We start from the raw sequence: 19,700 nt of genomic DNA, 5'->3' as shown, positions 1-19,700 counted from the left end.
AATGAAGACATTGAAAAAGAGTGAAACAAATAAAATTGTTTCACTCTTATAATGAATTATTTATAAACAATAATTTTTGCTGTCGTTTTATCTTTTGATTCTCCAACAACTTTTACTTTTAAACCATGTTTTGGTAAGATTTTACCTGCATGAGGTTGTGCTTTATTTGAATAATCTTTGCTGTCATCAAATAAAGCATTTGCAACTAATGATTTATCCACTAACGTAGATGTTTCATCTAATGTAATTTTCAGTGGATCTTGTTTTGTTAGACTAAATGCTGCATCACGCATCTGCCATTGTGTTGATGCTGGTCCTGGGCTTTCTCCATCCCAAACAAGTGCGTTTTGATCGGCATCAACGACACCTACATAACCTTCACCTGGATGTTTACCAACGTGGTTGTCACTAAATGATTCATCGACATATTCTACGATTAAACCTGGATTGTATGTTAAGAATCCGTCGCCACGTTTAATATGTGCTAAACCACCATCAATCTTATTATGACTTCTCCATTGTAATAAATAATAGTTTTTACTGTATTTCTTACCGTCAGATACACTGAATCCATTTAATTCAAACTTCGGTGTAGTTTCAGCGCCATCTTCTAAGACGACCTTACCATCTGCAGTTACTTTTAAGTTATCTAAATATAATCCTGGTGCAATAAATCCACTATCAGTTTTATAAAGTACACGCAACTGAACTTTTTGACCGGCAAACTGATCTAGATTGAATTTAGCTTCAACAAATCCATCACTTTTACCATCGATACCATTACCCATATTAGATCCGCTATTATCAGGGTCATCATTATTCGTAATATTACCTTCTAGATTAGTCCATTTCTCACCATCAGTAGAAGCCTGAACATATGCATAGTCATAACCTTTTTCAATATCATACCACGCATCAAATGTGAATTCAGCAGATTTAGCGGCTGTTAAATCAACAGAAGTTGACAGTGTTGTTTCTAAATCATTATCAGAACCACTATGATACAATTTAGAACCAGATTTAGGCGTTACAATGTTAGTAACTTTATCTGGTAACGTTACTTTCACTGCATCATTATTCGTACCTTTCGTTGTCGCTTCATCCAATAAAAACTCCTGTGGTACACTCGTTACATCTTTAATATCTACCTCACTACCTGTCTGCCAGTTACCACCATGAAAATCCTGTAACATTTCCTTCATGTATGGATCAAATCCTGATGGTTCTGTACCTGGGATTTTACCAGCCCAGCTACCACTTGACATGATTGACCAGAATGAAACAGGTTCACCTTTACCTGAGTAAATTGTATCGTACTCATCTGGCAAGCCTAAGTCATGTCCAAACTCATGTGAGAATACGCCTGCAGCACCATCCTCAGGTTGAATCGTGTAATCAATTACTGCAAGCTCTCCTCCGAAGCGATCCTGACCTGATTTCGTATTTGGAATAGTATATGGCTCACCTTGTTCGTCAAAGTCTAAACTCCAGCGATGACTCCAGATAGCATCTGTACCTAGACGACCCCCACCAGCATCTTCACCAGGTGATGCGTGGATAATCATAACGTGGTCGACGATACCATCCTTTTCATTTAATACACCATCCCCATCTAGATCATATCGATCCCACTGATCATATTCCTCTAAATTGACGTTAGGATCTTTCGCTGCTGCTTCAAGCGCTTCTTTCACAAGTTCCTTCGGTCGTTGATCATTTCCATCAGCATCCGGATAATTTCCACCGTAATATGCTGCTTCATGTTTTGCTGTATACCAGCCATGCACTTCTCCGTCCAACGCGTAACTGCCACCTGACTGATTATTATAATATTGTTGCATACTTACTAATGTTTCACCATTAGGACCTTTATATCCATCTTTACTAAACACCATGTCCTGGAAATGACTCATCGGATAGTCTTCATAGAACATATCTGATTCTTCTTTAGTAATTGTAGAGTTTTTATAATCTGGAAAGTCGATTGCTAAAAGTAAGACTTTGTCTGTACGCTTTTCACCTGAATATACTTCAGGTACTACTGATGGTAAATTTTTAGCGTGTCCTAATTTTTTCCCTTTACCTTTTGTATATTTATTTTGTGCATTTTGTGCATTTTTCTTTGTTGTGACTTTATTATATTTCTTATCGAATGCACCTTTATTTCTTATGTATTTATTAGACTGTTCCTGCTTATGTTTTAGAAATTGTTGTACTGCTTTCTCTGCTTCAGCTCTCGATGCTGTTTTAGAAAGTATCCCTTCTTTTTGTAACATCTTAATTAATCGTTCTTCATTTGCAACACCCGCATCGAAACCACTGCCACTCATCGTCTGTACTTTTGTATCAGCATATGCTGCACCGCTTGTTAAACCAAGACTTGAAAACCCTAAAGATAACGCAAGTAGTGAAGAAAATAATTGTTTTTTTCTCATCGCTTAGCCCCCGAATGTTTTTAATTTTTGTTTCTGAAATTATTATCTTCTAAATTTTCAGAATTGTAAATATATTTTTTAACATTTTTATTATTACAAATATGTAACAAAAAAAACAGGACAGCAATTACTGTCCTGTTCTATCAAAATATTTACTTGAAAATACTGATTTTCGCTACTGTTCCATCAGTATTTTGATCTTCAACTTTAATCTTTATACCAAGTTGTGGCAATATACGACTACTGTCTGGTACCTGCATGCGCTCTCTAGCAGATAAACTATAGCGTTTATCTGTAAATAAAGTTACAGGTTTAGTCGATTTTTTCTTAAAGAAATAATTTTTTGCTTTGTTAAACTGACCATAACTTTTCGTATTAAATGGTGCATCAAACACTTGCGTATCTGACATCGGTATTAAACCATCTGGTGTTGTGATATTAGATGGACTAGCATCAACGACACCAACTAAACTTTTACCAAAGTGTTTAGATAAATTTGCGTTATCCGGGTACGTTTCATTTACATACCAGATTAATAAACCTTTACCATATTGATTGATGCCAAAAGGATCCTTAATATGCGAAAGTCCTTTATCCACACCGTTATGTGAACGCCATTCTAACAGATAATAATGATTGTAGTTTTTCACCTTACCATTCTTATCTTTCTTTCGTATAGGTGGTAAATTCACTTTCACAACATCATTATTAACACCTTTAATACTTGCCTGATCTAATAAATAATATCTTTTTTTCGAAGAAATATTCTTATAGTTTACTTCACTACCTAGTATCCAGTTTCCACCGTAAATTTGTTGTAAATCTGACTTTGCAAATGGACTTAAACCGACTGGTTCCATACCGGGAATAATGCCGGCATCTGCGCCATAACTCATCAACGACCAGAATCTTACTGGTTCTCCGGCATGACTATTTGCATTCGGCGCTGTGTCATATTCATCAATTAAACCAAGCATATGGCCAAATTCATGTGAGAATGTGCCTACCGTACTATCTTCAGCTAAAATACCATATTCAGCGATTCCAAGACGATTTTTATAGAATTTTGAATGTTTGCTATATGTTCCAGGGATTGATTTTGGATTGCCATTTTTTGATAACGCTACTTCAGAAACATGTTCCCAAATCGAATTCTGTAAGAACTTACCACCGCCTTCACTCTCACCGATACCACTAAATACAACGACAAATTTATCGATGATGCCATCCGGTTCTTTCATGTTACCGTCCTGGTCTAAATCATAATAATCATATTGATCGTATTTACTCATATCGATACTTTTATCTTGAGCTGCATGGGTAGCTGCTTCCATAATTAATTCAGTTACTTTTTCATCTTCATTATGTCCATAGTAATTTAGAGGATGTTTCGCACGATACCATCCTGTTACTTGCCCTTGTAGTTCTAAACTATTTCCAGACACGTTCTGATAATACTTTTTGATAGAATCATACTGTTTCTGATCAGGTCCTGTAATTGAATCACCAAAGAATAACTGCTCATAATATGATTTATCATAAACTTTACGATAGTTTTCAGTATCAGCTTTTGTCAAAGTAGAAGCTGGACTATTGCTAAAATCCATCATCACGACGAGCACGTTTTCTTTCATCGGTTGTTCACGATAAATCCTTTTCTTAAATGCCGGCACTTTATTTGCAACAGTAGAACTCGATTTAAGTACTGGTTCATTCACTTTAATCTTATCGGTATTATCAAACTTAATTTCTTCTTCTGTCTTTGGTACTTGTGTATTAGTGGCATATACCATACTCGTTGGTAACAATACAGTCGAAATAGCTGCTATTGATAATGTTTTAATGAATTTATTCACTGCCTTACCTCACAATCATCTTTTCTTTTTGTATTAATTTATTTTTCGCATATATATTAATCGTAATCTCACCGTTCGCTTCTCTAGCTATCTTACCATGAAAATAGCTATGAAAACGATTTTCATTTTTTTTAGTATCATAAGCGCGCGATTGTCCGGGCGGATTGCCATCAAAAAGGCCGACTTGCTCACCATCAGCATCAATCAGTTCAATTGAAACTTGATTTAGCTGTTCCTGAGTATATACATCCACGGTGAAACGCTGACCGATACTTACCGTCTTTGGATACTGTACGTCAATTTTATTTCCTGTTATCGTTTTATCCTGTGTGGTTTTATTATCTGTATTATCTTTTTTATTTGTTGATTTATTATTCTGTTGATGCTCGCTACTTGATACAGCTATATGCTTTGTGTCTTTGCCAAAACTACCCGGTTCAAAAGTTGATGGATCATACCATTTATAATCATGTCCAGGTGTTCCCCAAGGTTCACGTTTCGGTTCAGTTGATTGCTCTGGTATTTCAAATTTTAACACTTTCGTAGGTTTATCTAAAGAAACCTTACCCTTTAACGAAGAATAGTCTTCTTGTTTCATCATCCACTGTATGAGATTTTCCATTAAAACTTGATGATCCATCTCGCGAATTCCATCGTATGTCTGCTTTTCCTGACCATTATCTTCACGCACATATTTTGGGGTGCTATCTTCAACGATTGATGAATCACCGATAAATACGGCTTTACCTTTCCCTAGTTTACTAATCGCAATAAAGGCCCCCTCATCTTTAAAACCATTTGTATAGACCCCTTGATCTACCGCATGCGACCATTTATCATGTTTTGATAATTTTTCAGGGTAGATGATACCTTTAGCGATTTCAGGATTAGTTATCATGATTGTGCTGCCGGCATGCATATTTACTTTCTCAACATCATCAAGCAAACCGAAAGCATTATCTTCATCCTTCGCCGACAATACGACATCATCTAATGCATTATATCTGAAACGTACTCCAAATGTTTCACTTAGAAAGTCGCTTGAAATAACATCTTGCATTCTATCAGCATTTATTTCATCCTGCGACATACCTTTTGTAATATTGTGAAATGCACCACGTCGGTATCCATTAAAAATTTCCGAAGCATCAAAGCGATTTAAGTTTCTGTCAGCGTTATAATGATCTGCAATCATCATGATGCTACCACCACTATTGACATACTCTTTAATCGCTTGTTGCTCACTTGCTTTTAAAGGTATATTAGGTTCTGGCATAATAAATGCTTTATATCGTTTTAATAATTTCAGTGTAATCTCTGTCTGATAATCTGTAGAAGCAGTAGTAAAACCTAACTTATTAATGTCATCATTAAACGTAGAAAAGCCACCATCGATAACCCAATCCGCTTCACCAGCAGTCACGCCATGTGAAGCATCAAATAATATTTCGCTTACATCATTAGATTTAAGATTTGTTGTGTTAGATTCATTTGATGAATTACATGCAGTCAGAAATATCGTTGCTGCAAATAGTACTGTGATTTTTTTCATAAGTATCCTCATTAAAATAGTGTATTAATATATATTATGACATATACATTAACACACTACTGTAAATTTATTATTTTTATTTTGTATTGTAAGAAATTAATCTCACTTTCACTTTGTCAGTTTGCAGATTGACGTCAGCATCTTTCGGTGTTGTTACTGTTACATCCGTTAAATCATCAGATTCATTGAATTCATAAGTAACTAAATAACTTTCAAAATCCTGATCAAAGTTTGGTTTCTGTGCAACGATGCGATTGATATCTCCGTAGCTATCTTTAACAGTATAACCCGTGATTGCTTCAAGTTCACGCGCTATCTCTGATAATGTAAATGATTTACCTTCCAGCAGTACAAATTTCTCTTCATGCATATTGAACGCCTCCGTAGTCTTTTCTTCTATATTCCCGATTCTATCAGTAAAAAACATTCAAAATATCCATCTTTTTAACTACTGAATTACATATCCTTTTGACTGCGTATCTGTTTTATCATTCATATCTTGTGATTGGGATACGCCACCTTTAATAAACAGAAGCGCTTTACCAGTTTCAACTTTTTTATAATCTTCCTTATTAATTGCGATTGATTTATAGCTTATCGTTTTTTCCTTTGGCGCATATTCAGTATAGTTATTTTTACTTTTCTTCATTGAACTTTCCTGTAATTCTGGTGGTATGAAAGAAGCGTTCTCAGAAAATATTTTCTTATCTCCTAAATCCAGGACACCGATATTATTATAATATAACGGCTTATCTAAAGTATTCTCTGCAGTTACTTCATAGATTAGTACATAACCTTCTGTCTCACCATCAAATAGAACGACCTGATCTTTAGGCATATCTGTTACTTTAAATATTTGTATACGGTTAATTGATGTCTTCATGCCGGCATCATTAAAATCCAGACCGACGTTACGAATCGATTTAATCGTTTGAATTTTACCATTTGTACTTGCTGCAATTGTATTGGGCATGGTTGCTTTATTTCTTGCCTGTGCTATTTTCTTTTCTTTTTGTGCACGCACTTTAGCTTCCTGTTCAGCTTTTTGTTTTGCGATTAATCGATTGCGTCTATCGATAGCCTCCTGCTTTTTCTTCGCAGCTTCTTCACGCTTAATCTGTGCTTTTATTTCAGCTTCTTTTTCTTTTTTCAGCGTATCTATTTCAAACTGCTTTTCTTTAATTTCTTTATCAATCGATTTATTATCTTCCTGTAACGATTTATATTCTTTTTCTGATTTATCTTTTTGCTGCTTTAATGATTCAATATCTTTTTTAATTGCTGTTGTATCATCATTACTACAGCCCGTTAAAAATAAAGCACCTGAAATTGCTAAGTACGCAAAGTTTTTCAAGTTAATCCCACCTTCATCATTCTGTCTTTATTTTAACATAGAATATAAATTTCGTATGGAATTAACATTTGGTTAAAATCTTATCTTTTGCTTTATAAAAAGAAATAACGAACAATAAGAATATATCAATACGAGGAGGAATATTTATGAAATATAAAATTATTCATAGCCCTGTATCAAAAAGCACACCGAATCACATGATTCTTCCAGTTATCGTCTATCAGAATGTTGAAGGAGATTTTACTGAAATATTTAAAAATAATCAATGGACAGATATATGGACAAATGGTGTATTTGACTATCATCATTTTCATCCTAATACACATGAAGTGCTTGGTATCGCTTCAGGTGAAGCAACTTTGATGATTGGTGGTGAATCAGGAAGTCAGTTAAAAGTAAAACAAGGTGATGCATTATTACTCCCTGCAGGCTATGGTCATAAACGTATCGCAGCAAGTGAGGATTTTAAAGTTGTCGGTGCATACCCAACAGATATTGATGTTGAATCGTTAACAAGTTATGAAGACATCCAAACAATTAACAGCACGATAAATAGTGTAATGTTACCAGAACATGACCCTATCGAAGGTGACAAAGGTGTAATGTTTAAAGAATGGCACAATATTTATCATTGTAGTACTTACGTGAAATAATGATAAAAGGAGCAGAAATTTAATTCTGCTCCTTTTATATTAAAACCACTTCTTTATTCGGAAATAGCCTATCATTCCAACCGTAATAGCAATCATCACAATCCATACTGCCAAATATCCGTATTTCCAGTGCAATTCAGGCATGACATCAAAGTTCATCCCGTAAATACCTGCAATTAAAGTCAGTGGCATAAAGATTACTGAATATATTGTTAAAATTTTCATGATATTATTCATTCTAAAAGAGTTCAGCGAAATATAATTATCACGAATATCCGCTGTCATCTCACGGGAAGATTCAATCATCTCTACCTGCTTAATTAAATGGTCATTAATATGATGCAGAAATATTTTCTGTTTCTTACTTAATGCCAATACTCTGCCTTCTAATAGTCGATATACTAAGTCGCGCATCGGCAATACTGTACGTCTAATCAATAAAAGATCTTCTCTCAAATCAAACGTCTCATCTATTAGATTCTCGGTTGAGATATCTACTGAATGTCTATCTTCAAACGAGAATACTTTGTCTTCTAAGTCATATACGAACGGGAAATAGTTATCGACGATAGCGTCAAGCGTTTTATACATCACTTCATTTGTCGTAACCTTTTCATTCGGCTTTTTGTTCAGCATTGAATGCCAGACTTTATCGACCTCTTCAGAAGCCTCTTTATGATAGGTCACAATAAGGGTTGAATTGATAAAGATATCAATTTCTTCAGGTTTCATCGTACGCAAGTCAATTGCATGAAAGACGAAAAATAAATAATCATCATATTCTTTATATTTCGGACGTTGCTTAACCGTCGTTGCGTCTTCAATAGATAATGGATGAAAGTGAAAAAACTGACTCAGTAGTAGATTCTCTTCTTTTGTAGGTTCACTCATATCCACCCACAGCCATTTCGGCGTTACTTCTATATCATAGGGTGAATCACAAACATGCAACGTATTCATTTCATCAATATAAAGCGTTCTAATCATTTTGCACCTCTATTATTTTTATCATTCGATTACTATGCTCTTTAAATTGATAGCCTAATCTCTCATTTAATTGTCTCATCGCAAAATTTTTAGGGTCAACGTCACTGTAAATAATACCAATGTGTTGTTCTTTTGCGATTGTTTCAACATAGTACTTAAGTTGTATCGCGTATCCTTGATTACGATATTTCGGATAAACAAATGTTGATTTAATATGTATTGCACCATCTATTGCATACCAAATATATGCACAGATTTTGTTGTTGTGTTCTATGACTGTAATCTGATCATGCTTATGCTTCATCAGTAATTGAATTGATTCATATCGCAAATCAATATCCAAAGGTGTTACCTTATATGATGAATCGTAAGCTAATGGGATATTTTCATGTAATGCTGCAATTTCTTTTATCTTATTTGTTTCAGTTAACGATAATTTTCTCATGTTATTTCACCTTTTTTATTGTACATGGATATGTTTGATAACTCCACACTAAACTTGAATGTTATTGCAATCTAAAGCTCTAACTCTTAGCTGTTATATATACAAAATTCAAAAAACTAGTGTGTACCATTACAGATAAAAAGCTTTAAATCAATGTTTCTAAAAAAATTAACCGTTTTCAAAATAAATGTGATTATTTTCACGAAAGTTGTTATAATAGTATTGTGAAGTAATTAACATAATGAAAATTTGGAGGGATTAATATGTTTAAAGAAGAAACTAAAAAAACAAATGCTTGGGAAGGTTTTAAAACTGGTAAATGGAACAAAAGAATCGACGTTCGTGAATTTATCCAATTAAACTACACTTTATATGACGGTAAAGATGAGTTTTTAGCAGGGCCAACTGAAGCAACGAAGACATTATGGAATCAAGTTATGCAATTAACAAAAGAAGAACGTGAACGTGGTGGTATGTGGGATATGGATACAAAAATACCATCTACGATTACATCGCATGACGCAGGTTATTTAAATAAAGATCTTGAAACAATTGTCGGTGTTCAAACTGAAAAACCTTTCAAACGCTCTATGCAACCATTTGGTGGTATTCGTATGGCAAAAGCTGCTTGTGAAGCATATGGCTATGAATTAGATAAAGAAACTGAAAAAATATTTACAGATTACCGTAAAACACACAATGCTGGTGTATTCGATGCTTACTCTAAAGAAATGTTAGCTTGTCGTAAAGCTGGTGTAATTACAGGTCTTCCAGATGCTTACGGACGTGGACGAATTATCGGTGACTACCGCCGTGTTGCATTATATGGTGTCGATTTCTTAATGAATGAAAAACAAAAAGACTTCAATAACTTATCATCAGTAATGTCAGAAGACATTATTCGTTTACGTGAAGAAGTTTCTGAACAATATCGTGCATTAAATGAATTAAAAGAATTAGGTAATATTTATGGATTTGATATTTCTCGTCCAGCAGAAAACTTTAAAGAAGCTGTTCAATGGACTTACTTAGCATACTTAGCAGCAATTAAAGAACAAAACGGTGCTGCAATGAGTTTAGGTCGTGTATCTACATTCTTAGATATTTATGCAGAACGCGATTTAAAAGCTGGTACAATTTCAGAAATCGAAGTACAGGAAATCATCGACCACTTCATTATGAAATTACGTTTAGTTAAATTTGCACGTACACCAGATTACAACGCATTATTCTCTGGAGACCCTACTTGGGTAACTGAATCAATCGCTGGTGTCGGTATTGACGGCCGTCCTTTAGTTACTAAAAACTCTTTCCGTTTCTTACATTCATTAGATAACTTAGGTCCAGCACCAGAACCAAACTTAACTGTATTATGGTCTACACGCTTACCTGAAAACTTCAAAAAATACTGTGCAAAAATGAGTATTAAAACAAGCTCAATTCAATATGAAAATGATGATTTAATGCGTGAAAGCTATGGCGACGACTATGGAATTGCTTGTTGTGTATCTGCAATGAAGATTGGTAAACAAATGCAATTCTTCGGTGCGCGTGCCAACTTAGCAAAAACATTATTATATGCAATCAACGGTGGGGTTGACGAAGTAAGTGGCGCTCAAGTTGGACCAAACTTCGCTCCTATTACTGATGAAATTTTAGATTACGATAAAGTGTACAAACAATTTGATCAAATGATGGAATGGTTAGCTGGTGTTTATATCAACTCATTAAACGTGATACATTACATGCATGATAAATATAGCTATGAAAGAATTGAAATGGCTTTACATGACACTGAAATTATTCGTACAATGGCTACAGGTATTGCAGGGCTATCAGTTGCAGCCGATTCATTATCAGCAATCAAATACGCTAAAGTTAAAACAATCCGTAACGAAGAAGGATTAGTTGTAGACTTTGAAACTGAAGGAGAATTCCCTCAATACGGTAACAATGATGCACGTGTCGATGATATCGCTGTACAATTAGTAGAATCATTTATGGGCAAATTACGTAAACACAAAACTTATCGTGATTCAGAGCATACAATGTCTGTACTTACTATCACTTCAAACGTAGTTTATGGTAAGAAAACAGGTAATACACCTGACGGTCGTAAAGAAGGAGAACCATTTGCACCAGGTGCTAACCCAATGCACGGCAGAGATAAAAACGGAGCTTTAGCTTCATTATCATCAGTTGCAAAATTACCATATGACTGCTGTAAAGATGGTATTTCTAACACATTCTCTATCGTTCCTAAGTCTTTAGGTAAAGAAGATGATGCTCAGCAACAAAACTTAGTTGGTGTACTTGATGGATATGCGATGCAACATGGTCACCACTTAAACATTAACGTATTTAACAGAGAAACTTTACTTGATGCGATGGAACATCCAGAAGAATACCCTCAACTTACAATCCGTGTATCAGGATATGCTGTAAACTTTATTAAATTAACAAGAGAACAACAATTAGACGTTATTTCAAGAACATTCCACGAAAAAATGTAGAATATAACAATGCACTAAGTAGTTAAAGGACGGGGATTTAAATGATTAAAGGACATATTCATTCAGTAGAAAGTTTAGGTACGGTAGACGGACCTGGTTTACGCTATATATTATTCACACAGGGTTGCCTTCTGCGTTGCCAGTTCTGTCATAACCCTGATACTTGGGAAATCGGTGCACCTTCAAGAGAAGTTACTGCTGATGAAATTGTAGAAGAAGTAGTTCCTTATATCCCTTACTTTAACGCTTCAGGTGGTGGCGTAACTGTTAGTGGTGGTGAACCGTTACTGCAGTTACCATTCCTTGAAGAGTTATTTCCAAAGTTAAAGCAGCATGGCATATCTACTTGTGTTGATACATCAGCAGGTTGCTTTAATGAAACCCCAGCATTTATGCATCACTTCGATGAAATGCAGAAAAATACTGATTTATTTCTATTAGATATTAAACATATTGATAATGAGAAACATTTGAAACTTACAGGAAAACCGAATACTCATATTTTAAGATTTGCTCAAATACTTTCAGAAAGAAAACAACCTGTCTGGATCAGACATGTACTTGTGCCAGGTATAACAGACGATAAAGAAGATTTAATCAAACTCGGCGAATTTATCAATCGTCTAGAGAACGTAGAAAAATTTGAAATACTTCCTTATCATCAACTTGGGGTACATAAATGGGAAGCATTAGGTATTCAATATCCATTATCTGATATTGAACCACCGAGTGATGAAGATGTAAAACATGCATATGATCTTGTAAACTTTAAAGGTAAGACGCCACTAAGTAATTAAAAGAAGCTTCCAGCTTTTGCTGGAAGCTTCTTTCGTATTCACTATTTCTATGTTAGTCATCCTCATATGTATCGAGCAACATCATTTCATCATAATTAATCGATTGTCTGAGTTCTACTGCTAAACTTGTCGTTATTTTTCCTCTAGCTAACAGACGGTTGACTAAATCTTTCTCAGCATTTAATACATCTAGTGCAAATAACGTTTCGTCATCTTCTAATGTCTCACTTGTTGCATTTCGTTTTAATTGATTCACCCTATTTAAATAATTATCTGATACTAATGCAATTTCCACACGATTGTCTAAAGTCATTTCTTCACTTAAACGCTGGACGACATTGTAATGAACACGCGCAGCGATCTTTTGAATTTCATATAAATTATTCTTTATCGACAAAGAACTTGCCTGATTAATACGATTTGCAAACTCTTTACGTTTGCGGTGCATTCTAAATAGAAACAGCATACGTCTAAAAAAGTTTGTGGAATGGAATATTTTCGAACGCTCAATATATTGAACATAGTTATTAAATGAACTTTGAGTAATTTCATTTGAATCAATCATCTCATCTAAAGTCTTCATTTCAACATTCATCGCAATCGCATGGAGGCGATCAATTTCTTTAGGACTATGATTTCTATCAGTTACTTCACTATAGAAACCAACCTGCATTGTATATTGTCTGATTAAATTTCCAGCTATCATACTATTTTCTTCAGTCGTATTGTCATGAATATATTTAATACCGTATTCTTTTAACTTAATACGTGCATCATTAAAGCTAAGCATTGATTCATCAACAGCTTCTTTAACTTTCGGCGTCAATATTGGCAGGAAGATTTGTGCGACTACTAAACTGATGACAATAACACCTGCTGCGATAAATAATAAATTATCTCTATAATTAAATACTTCTCCATTAACAATTTCTCGGGGAATCGTCAATGCGATGGCCATAGAGATCGTCCCATGTACACCACATACAGTTGCAATCAATGCATACTTAAAACGATTTGGTCGAACTTCTTTCTGATCAATATTCTCTCGTTTTAAGATACGCTCGAAACGACTTTCCCGAATATAGAACATATCATATAAGAAAAATACCCAGATAAATCTAAAGAAGTAGACAAGTAGTGCAATAAAAAGCATATACATCACTGTTGAAAAGATATCTTCATTACCATGTTCAACTAAAGAAGTAGTCACTTCAGGTATTAAATAACCAAGTAACGTAAAGACGAATCCATTTAGTACAGTTGATAATAATCCCCACGTATTGTTATAACCCATCTGTAAACGCGTCGTTGCCTGACTCATCCTATCACGTTCGATACCGTGTACGATACCACCAATTACAGCCGCGATTACGCCTGACGAGTGAACTTGTTCCGCAATTACATAAATAATAAACGGTGTTAAAAGCTGAATTAAAATAAAGATATATTCATTAAAAAATCCTTTTCTGATTAAGAAAATTCTTAGCTGTACAAACAATAGACCGACAAATAGACCTATCAGTAAACCACCTACAGTTGCAATAAAAAACTGTGAGACAGATTCACTAACGCTGAATGCACCAGTTGTTAACGCGAGCAAAGCAATCTTAAAGCTTAAAATACCAGCAGCATCATTAAGTAATGACTCCCCTTCAAGTATCGTCATCAAACCTTTAGGCAGCTTCTTACCTTTAGCGATTGCCTGCACTGCTACAGCATCAGTAGGACAAATGATTGCAGCGAGTGCAAAACTTGCAGCGAGTGGCAGAAATGGCATCATCCAGTGGACAATATAACCTAATCCAATCACTGTTGTAAATACCAGTCCCATTGCCATTAAGATGATTGGCTTTAAATATTTTATAAAAGTTAATCTTGATACATGATAGCCTTCTAAAAATAATAGTGGTGCGATAATGCCCATTAAGAAAAGTTCCGGTTCAAATTCTACATGTAAAGGTACTGGTGTTAAGAATATTAGCATCCCGATAATGATTTGGATAAATGCTAACGGTACCTTCGGAAAATAGTAATTAACAATCGTAGCGACAATGATTGCAAATACAAGACTTAAAATAATAATAAAACTTTCCATTTGTCACCTCTATTTATCTTTAATGATAAATAATTATACCCCTAAACGAATCAATATCACATAAAAGTTTATCAAAATTAAAAAAAGTAAGTAGTCTACAATCAACTACCTACTTTTAAATTAATCTATTAACAAATTATTGTGTATCACGAGATGGTCCGTAAATAGGAGGTACTCTTAAATCAGCTTGTCTCATTAATACAGTCATTTGACCTCTATGATGTGCCTGATGAGCAATCATAGAATAAAGCAGATGACCTTTCGGCATATTTTGACCGAAGAAATCAACATCTTCAATTAAACTTTCGTCTGTTAATGAAGCATCGTAAGCTGCTAATGTATTATTATATATTTCTTCTGCTGCACTTACCATTTCAGCAACCGTTTCTGGTTTAGCAGAATCAAATGTTGCACCTTCTACTTTTAAACCGGCACGTTCGGCAAAACCTCCGACACTTGAAATGACGTGCCATGCAATCTCACCTAAAGTACGATCTAATTCTGATACCGCTTGATCTAAAGACTCATCAGTTAACTCTTTTAAACACGCGATTGTCGTATTTGCTTCCATGCGATATTGATTAATAAAATCCTGTTTAATACGAAACATTGAAATGCCCCCTTCTTAGTAATACTTTTAATATACCCTCATTCCTAATGAAATACCATTAAAACGAAAGAACCACACATTATAATTATATAATTTGTAATATTGACACAATATAATAAATTAATATATGATATTAAAAAAGGAAGGAGTGATGTTTTATGGCGAAATTTAATCTGGTAAATGCTACATTTTATTTCGTCATGGACATTACTCGCTAATTTATTGCTCGTATACCCGTGACGAATAATCGCCACGGGTATTTTTATATATAAAAGGAGCAATATAATGGAAATTTTAACTCAATTAGGATATAACGAAGAACGAAAGAAACAAGCAAACGCTATCGATGAAAAATTACTTAAAGCACGAATAACTGTACAACATAAAGGAATGTATCGCGCACTCACTGAAAATGGCGAATACCTCGTTCAGCTCTCAGGTAGAGATAAATTTAGCAGTCGCAATCTTATAGAAGTACCGGCAGTCGGAGATTTTGTGTTAATTAAGCCATTTCCAAATGAATATAAAGGTATTATTCAACATATATTACCAAGAACACAACAATTCATCAGAAATGCTGCAGGCAATCAAACGAAACCACAAATAATCGCGACGAACATCGACTATGCATTCCTTACGATGAGCTGTAATGATAATTTTAACACCCATCGATTAGAACGTTATTTAATTGCTTCATATGATTCAGGTGCAACACCAATTATCATTATGACAAAAGCTGATTTAATTACAGAACTAGATAAAGAAATTATGATTGCAGAATTGAGCAATGTAGCTCCAACAGTACCAGTATATTTTGTGCGTCATGATAGTGATAATCATATAGAAACAATTAGAACTTATCTAAAAGAACATAAAACAGGCACTTTACTCGGTTCTAGTGGTGTAGGAAAATCTACGTTGATCAATCGATTATTAGGAAAAGACGTTATGGATACAGGCGAAATCAGATTAACTGATGATAAAGGAAAACATACGACGACTCATCGTGAACTCCTTGTACTAGATGATGGAGGAATATTAATCGATACACCAGGAATGCGTGAGTTCCAGCTTTGGAGTACCGGTGAAAATATAGGATTAGTAACTGAATTCGAAGATATAGAAGAACTTATAGCTCAATGTAAATTCAATGATTGTACACATACAAATGAACCAGGATGTGCAGTAAATGCTGCAATAACATCAGGTGAATTAACTGAGGAGAGAATTGAACGATATAATAAATATTTAAAAGAATTGGCATTTGTGGAACGACGTAATAATGAAGCAAAGATGAGTGATGAACGTAACAAATGGAAGAAGATGACCCAACAAGGTAAAGCAAATCGTAATGCGAAGATGGGAAAAAGATAATAGTTGAATGAATTGGTGTGAGTGGGCTGAAAATGATGTTTCTAGCCCACTCACAGTTATTTTTAATAGAATTTTAACTTCGAGTGGGCTGAATGCCATAAATTCAGCCTACTCGAATTATTTAAAACCATATTTGACATCTAAAACGAGAAGTTATATATTATAAATAAGCTACTTGGTAATACAAAGTAGCTTTTAAAAGATTAGCTATCTTGTATTACAAAATAGAGGTGAAACATATGAGTATGCGCACTCAATTATTGAAAGGATTACTCGATGCATGCGTTCTTTCGATTATTAAAGAAAAAGAAGTTTATGGTTATGAACTCTCACAGAAGTTACTCGATTCCGGACTCGGTAACATCAGCGAAGGGACAATCTATCCAGTTCTTCTTCGTTTACAAAAGAAAAATTTGATTACCAGTGAAATGCGGGCAAGTGATGTCGGACCGAAACGAAAATATTACTTTATTACGCCTGAGGGTGAAGAAGAACTCGAGAACATGGTCGAAGAATGGAATGCAATTGTCGGACCAATATCTCATTTGATTAATAAGGAGTGAATGTCATGAAAACAAAAGATATTATCGAACAAAACAATTTAAAACGTGAAGAACTGACACCAGAAAATTTAAAAGTTTACGAGCAGGTATTGATGTATTTACGTTGTGATTTATCAATTTCAGAGCGCGTTACAGAAGTGACTTTAATGGATTTACTAGATCACTTACTTGAAGCACAAATGCATGATGTTACAACCGAAGAATTTTTCGGCCATGATCCAGAACAGTTTGCTAAAGATTTAGTTGCAGAGATTCCAAAAGAATCGAAGCGTAATATGTGGATGTTCGGTGCTTCAATATTCTTTCTACTATTTGCAATATTTAGAGGTATTTCAGGTATTGCTGATTTTATCACCGTTAATCTGTTACACAGAGACAATGCGATTTATCTCGGTAGTGAATTAACTGCTAATCTTATAACTTCACTTGTTATCGGTGCAATCATTTTCGGTATCTTCAAATATCTACAACTTAGCGCTTTTAAAGATGATGAAACAAGAGGACAAAAAATTACAATATTTTTTGTATTATGGATTGTGATGGTTATTCCATTCCTTGTTTCGATGTTCTTACCAGATTTAGTACACATCGGCCCAGTTGTTCATATCCCCTGGTATGTTAATATCAGCATTGGCGTAGCGTTTTACTTACTCTATAAGCTATTATTTAATGCTTCACGAAACGATAAGGAAGTTGCCTTTATGAAATAAAAAAATCATCCCAAAGTTTATGCTTTGGGATGATTTTTTTTAAATGATGATATCAAATATAAACCATATAATCATAATAATTAAAATGATAAACTTAGCCAACGTGCTTGTAAGGAAGCCTAATAACGATCCAATACTTGCATCCATCGCACGTTTAAAATCTTGCTGAATCAGTAGTTCTACAATGAATACTGCAACAAACGGTATTATGATAATACCGAATGGTGGGAAGAAGAAGCTACCGAGTATAATCCCGATTGCTGCCGTAAGCTCCCCTGCTTTACTTCCGCCAAACTTCTTAACAAAGCGACTTCCTAATACATAATCACTTATTAAAATAATAATCGTAAGTGTTGCCATCGCTATCCAGAAGAACCATGATAGTTCATTATTGTTAATCGCGAAATGATAGATAAAAAAGCCAACCCACATCATCAGTATACCAGGTATCATTGGCATCACTAATGCTACGAATGCTGATAAAAAAGCTAATATAACGAATGTCCATAGTATGAATGTCATGCTAAATCCTCCATCTTAACAGGTTTAGTGAATATTAATAAAACGAATGCAAGCAACATGAATGTTGCTGATACAAAGAAAACATTACCTAGCCCAACAAACCCACTCATAACGCCACCTAATAAATTACCAACTAATTGTCCGACAATCATCGCGTTTGAGAACAATGTAGATGCATAACCCGGGAAGTCTGGTAGTATATCCTGAAAATAACTTATCCCTAATCCAAGTAATATCGCAAGGAAGAACGCAAGCAATACCTGACCGATTAACATCGCTGTGACATTATCAAATACACCGATTGAGAAATAATAGGCACCACCAGAAACTGCACCAATCATCAATAATGTCCTTGTCTGAAATCTACTTGCAAGTACGCCAAGTATGATCATAAAAGGCACTTCAAGTCCCGCACATAAACTTGCGAGATAACCTACATTGGCTTCATCTTCTTTTATAAATTCTGTTACAAAAAGCGGCATATTTAATGTATACATCCATTGCCCAACATGTAAGAATACAAATGCTAGAAATGGAATCAATAAATACATATCTTTAGCTAAGTTTGGTGCAACGGGTTCAATTCTATTAGAATTGTAGACAACTTTCTCAGGTTTCACTTCGTGGAAAAAGATTAAGAATGAAATCAATACAATCCAGTAAATGATTACTGTTCCTCCAAAAATGCCCCCAAAACCGAAATGTTTAAGTAAGACCGTCCCTACTAATGGTCCAAACAAGAATCCAAAACTAAACATTGAACGTAAAACAGTGTTTGCAAATACTGCATTTTTACTTGAGGCAGAAGCATTGATACTCTCTCTTGCAGAAGCATACATTTGAGGCATCGCAGGAGCAGACATACCACCAAAGAATACATATAATGCAATAAAGAGGTAAGGATTAGAAACAAGATAATACATACTAAATGCAACTGATGCCATTGCTAAACTGAACATGATCATATACTTTCTGTTAAATCCTGCTCTATCAGAGAATCTAGCAACAATCGTATTTACACCAAATCCAGCAAGTGCAAATAATGCCATCATGACACCATACAGACCACGTGTCATACCCAGTTCCTGTGTCGCATAAAGCACAAAGAATGGCACAGTAATCGCTAATGCCATACCAAGTAATGTCATATTAATAAGAAATAAGACATAATTTTTAATACTTAATAAATTTTTAAACATATATACACTTACTTTCTATTTATTATAACTACATA

General features: G+C 34.6%; 17 protein-coding genes. 6 read left to right on the top strand and 11 right to left on the bottom strand.

The features are described 5' to 3' along the window. Positions 1-56 precede the first annotated feature (56 nt). The 5 genes from JJJ02_RS07815 to JJJ02_RS07795 all read right to left on the bottom strand — a co-directional run bounded on the left by JJJ02_RS07815 (position 57) and on the right by JJJ02_RS07795 (position 7,197). Positions 57-2,435, bottom strand: coding sequence for an immune inhibitor A domain-containing protein (locus JJJ02_RS07815; protein WP_239242374.1), 2,379 nt, complete (start codon positions 2,433-2,435; stop codon positions 57-59). A gap of 152 nt (positions 2,436-2,587) precedes the next feature. Next, complete coding sequence (locus JJJ02_RS07810; RefSeq protein WP_111714231.1) at positions 2,588-4,291, bottom strand: immune inhibitor A domain-containing protein; 1,704 nt, start codon at positions 4,289-4,291, stop codon at positions 2,588-2,590. A 4-nt stretch (positions 4,292-4,295) separates the two neighbouring features. After that, complete coding sequence (locus JJJ02_RS07805; RefSeq protein WP_239242375.1) at positions 4,296-5,843, bottom strand: DNA-binding protein; 1,548 nt, start codon at positions 5,841-5,843, stop codon at positions 4,296-4,298. A 76-nt stretch (positions 5,844-5,919) separates the two neighbouring features. Continuing rightward, positions 5,920-6,213: a hypothetical protein gene (locus JJJ02_RS07800; RefSeq protein ID WP_111714229.1), complete on the bottom strand. Its 294-nt coding sequence runs from the start codon at positions 6,211-6,213 to the stop codon at positions 5,920-5,922. A gap of 78 nt (positions 6,214-6,291) precedes the next feature. Then, positions 6,292-7,197 (bottom strand): DUF5068 domain-containing protein, encoded by a 906-nt coding sequence (locus JJJ02_RS07795; RefSeq protein ID WP_239242376.1) that lies wholly within the window; start codon positions 7,195-7,197, stop codon positions 6,292-6,294. Between the two features lie 146 nt (positions 7,198-7,343). Here JJJ02_RS07795 and JJJ02_RS07790 point away from each other — a divergent pair, with 146 nt between their 5' ends. After that, entirely contained in the window at positions 7,344-7,850 is a 507-nt protein-coding gene (locus tag JJJ02_RS07790) for a cupin domain-containing protein (protein WP_239242377.1), read from the top strand. 39 nt (positions 7,851-7,889) lie between these two features. Here the strand turns inward: JJJ02_RS07790 and corA are convergent, their stop codons facing one another. Beyond that, positions 7,890-8,837, bottom strand: a complete 948-nt coding sequence (corA, locus tag JJJ02_RS07785) for a magnesium/cobalt transporter CorA (protein WP_111714226.1) — start codon at positions 8,835-8,837, stop codon at positions 7,890-7,892. Then, complete coding sequence (locus tag JJJ02_RS07780) at positions 8,830-9,282, bottom strand: GNAT family N-acetyltransferase (protein ID WP_111714225.1); 453 nt, start codon at positions 9,280-9,282, stop codon at positions 8,830-8,832. Before JJJ02_RS07780 ends, corA begins: the two co-directional genes overlap by 8 nt. A 263-nt stretch (positions 9,283-9,545) precedes the next feature. On the opposite strand from JJJ02_RS07780, the gene pflB reads away from it, so the two are divergent. Beyond that, the gene (gene pflB, locus JJJ02_RS07775; RefSeq protein ID WP_240838258.1) at positions 9,546-11,795 is read left to right on the top strand and encodes a formate C-acetyltransferase; all 2,250 of its coding nucleotides are present in this window, start codon (positions 9,546-9,548) and stop codon (positions 11,793-11,795) included. A 41-nt stretch (positions 11,796-11,836) separates the two neighbouring features. Beyond that, positions 11,837-12,592, top strand: coding sequence for a pyruvate formate-lyase-activating protein (pflA, locus tag JJJ02_RS07770; RefSeq protein ID WP_111714223.1), 756 nt, complete (start codon positions 11,837-11,839; stop codon positions 12,590-12,592). Positions 12,593-12,644: 52 nt separating this feature from the next. Here pflA and JJJ02_RS07765 read toward each other — a convergent pair whose 3' ends face one another. After that, positions 12,645-14,687, bottom strand: a complete 2,043-nt coding sequence (locus tag JJJ02_RS07765; RefSeq protein WP_239242379.1) for a Na+/H+ antiporter — start codon at positions 14,685-14,687, stop codon at positions 12,645-12,647. Positions 14,688-14,823: 136 nt separating this feature from the next. Further along, positions 14,824-15,297: a DinB family protein gene (locus tag JJJ02_RS07760; RefSeq protein WP_111714221.1), complete on the bottom strand. Its 474-nt coding sequence runs from the start codon at positions 15,295-15,297 to the stop codon at positions 14,824-14,826. A gap of 285 nt (positions 15,298-15,582) precedes the next feature. Here JJJ02_RS07760 and rsgA point away from each other — a divergent pair, with 285 nt between their 5' ends. The 3 genes from rsgA (at position 15,583) to JJJ02_RS07745 (ending at position 17,944) form a co-directional block, all read left to right on the top strand. Then, on the top strand, positions 15,583-16,671 hold the full coding sequence (rsgA, locus tag JJJ02_RS07755) for a ribosome small subunit-dependent GTPase A (RefSeq protein ID WP_240838256.1): 1,089 nt from the start codon (positions 15,583-15,585) through the stop codon (positions 16,669-16,671). A gap of 239 nt (positions 16,672-16,910) precedes the next feature. Next, complete coding sequence (locus JJJ02_RS07750) at positions 16,911-17,234, top strand: PadR family transcriptional regulator (protein WP_096077180.1); 324 nt, start codon at positions 16,911-16,913, stop codon at positions 17,232-17,234. A gap of 5 nt (positions 17,235-17,239) precedes the next feature. Next, the gene (locus JJJ02_RS07745; RefSeq protein WP_240838254.1) at positions 17,240-17,944 is read left to right on the top strand and encodes a DUF1129 family protein; all 705 of its coding nucleotides are present in this window, start codon (positions 17,240-17,242) and stop codon (positions 17,942-17,944) included. 39 nt (positions 17,945-17,983) lie between these two features. On the opposite strand, the gene JJJ02_RS07740 is transcribed toward JJJ02_RS07745, so the two are convergent. Together JJJ02_RS07740 and JJJ02_RS07735 are read right to left on the bottom strand one after the other, a co-directional pair. Next, entirely contained in the window at positions 17,984-18,466 is a 483-nt protein-coding gene (locus tag JJJ02_RS07740; protein WP_111714215.1) for a DUF456 domain-containing protein, read from the bottom strand. Continuing rightward, on the bottom strand, positions 18,463-19,665 hold the full coding sequence (locus JJJ02_RS07735) for a sugar efflux transporter (protein ID WP_111714214.1): 1,203 nt from the start codon (positions 19,663-19,665) through the stop codon (positions 18,463-18,465). The genes JJJ02_RS07740 and JJJ02_RS07735 overlap by 4 nt, the downstream gene beginning before the upstream one ends. Between the last annotated feature and the right edge of the window lie 35 nt (positions 19,666-19,700).

The organism is Macrococcus sp. PK (assembly GCF_022501545.1).
Classification (GTDB): domain Bacteria; phylum Bacillota; class Bacilli; order Staphylococcales; family Staphylococcaceae; genus Macrococcoides; species Macrococcoides epidermidis.
Note: the sequence above shows the minus strand (reverse complement) of the source record. Positions and strands in the feature narration are given on the sequence as shown.

What these genes read in the sequence shown, in the direction of transcription:
- pflB (WP_240838258.1), top strand. Translation starts at nt 9,546, where the DNA reads ATGTTTAAAGAAGAAACTAAAAAAACAAATGCTTGGGAAGGTTTTAAA.
- JJJ02_RS07760 (WP_111714221.1), bottom strand. Translation starts at nt 15,297, where the DNA reads ATGTTTCGTATTAAACAGGATTTTATTAATCAATATCGCATGGAAGCA.
- rsgA (WP_240838256.1), top strand. Translation starts at nt 15,583, where the DNA reads ATGGAAATTTTAACTCAATTAGGATATAACGAAGAACGAAAGAAACAA.
- pflA (WP_111714223.1), top strand. Translation starts at nt 11,837, where the DNA reads ATGATTAAAGGACATATTCATTCAGTAGAAAGTTTAGGTACGGTAGAC.
- JJJ02_RS07750 (WP_096077180.1), top strand. Translation starts at nt 16,911, where the DNA reads ATGAGTATGCGCACTCAATTATTGAAAGGATTACTCGATGCATGCGTT.
- JJJ02_RS07740 (WP_111714215.1), bottom strand. Translation starts at nt 18,466, where the DNA reads ATGACATTCATACTATGGACATTCGTTATATTAGCTTTTTTATCAGCA.
- JJJ02_RS07790 (WP_239242377.1), top strand. Translation starts at nt 7,344, where the DNA reads ATGAAATATAAAATTATTCATAGCCCTGTATCAAAAAGCACACCGAAT.
- JJJ02_RS07765 (WP_239242379.1), bottom strand. Translation starts at nt 14,687, where the DNA reads ATGGAAAGTTTTATTATTATTTTAAGTCTTGTATTTGCAATCATTGTC.
- JJJ02_RS07735 (WP_111714214.1), bottom strand. Translation starts at nt 19,665, where the DNA reads ATGTTTAAAAATTTATTAAGTATTAAAAATTATGTCTTATTTCTTATT.
- JJJ02_RS07745 (WP_240838254.1), top strand. Translation starts at nt 17,240, where the DNA reads ATGAAAACAAAAGATATTATCGAACAAAACAATTTAAAACGTGAAGAA.
- JJJ02_RS07780 (WP_111714225.1), bottom strand. Translation starts at nt 9,282, where the DNA reads ATGAGAAAATTATCGTTAACTGAAACAAATAAGATAAAAGAAATTGCA.
- JJJ02_RS07800 (WP_111714229.1), bottom strand. Translation starts at nt 6,213, where the DNA reads ATGCATGAAGAGAAATTTGTACTGCTGGAAGGTAAATCATTTACATTA.
- JJJ02_RS07815 (WP_239242374.1), bottom strand. Translation starts at nt 2,435, where the DNA reads ATGAGAAAAAAACAATTATTTTCTTCACTACTTGCGTTATCTTTAGGG.
- JJJ02_RS07805 (WP_239242375.1), bottom strand. Translation starts at nt 5,843, where the DNA reads ATGAAAAAAATCACAGTACTATTTGCAGCAACGATATTTCTGACTGCA.
- corA (WP_111714226.1), bottom strand. Translation starts at nt 8,837, where the DNA reads ATGATTAGAACGCTTTATATTGATGAAATGAATACGTTGCATGTTTGT.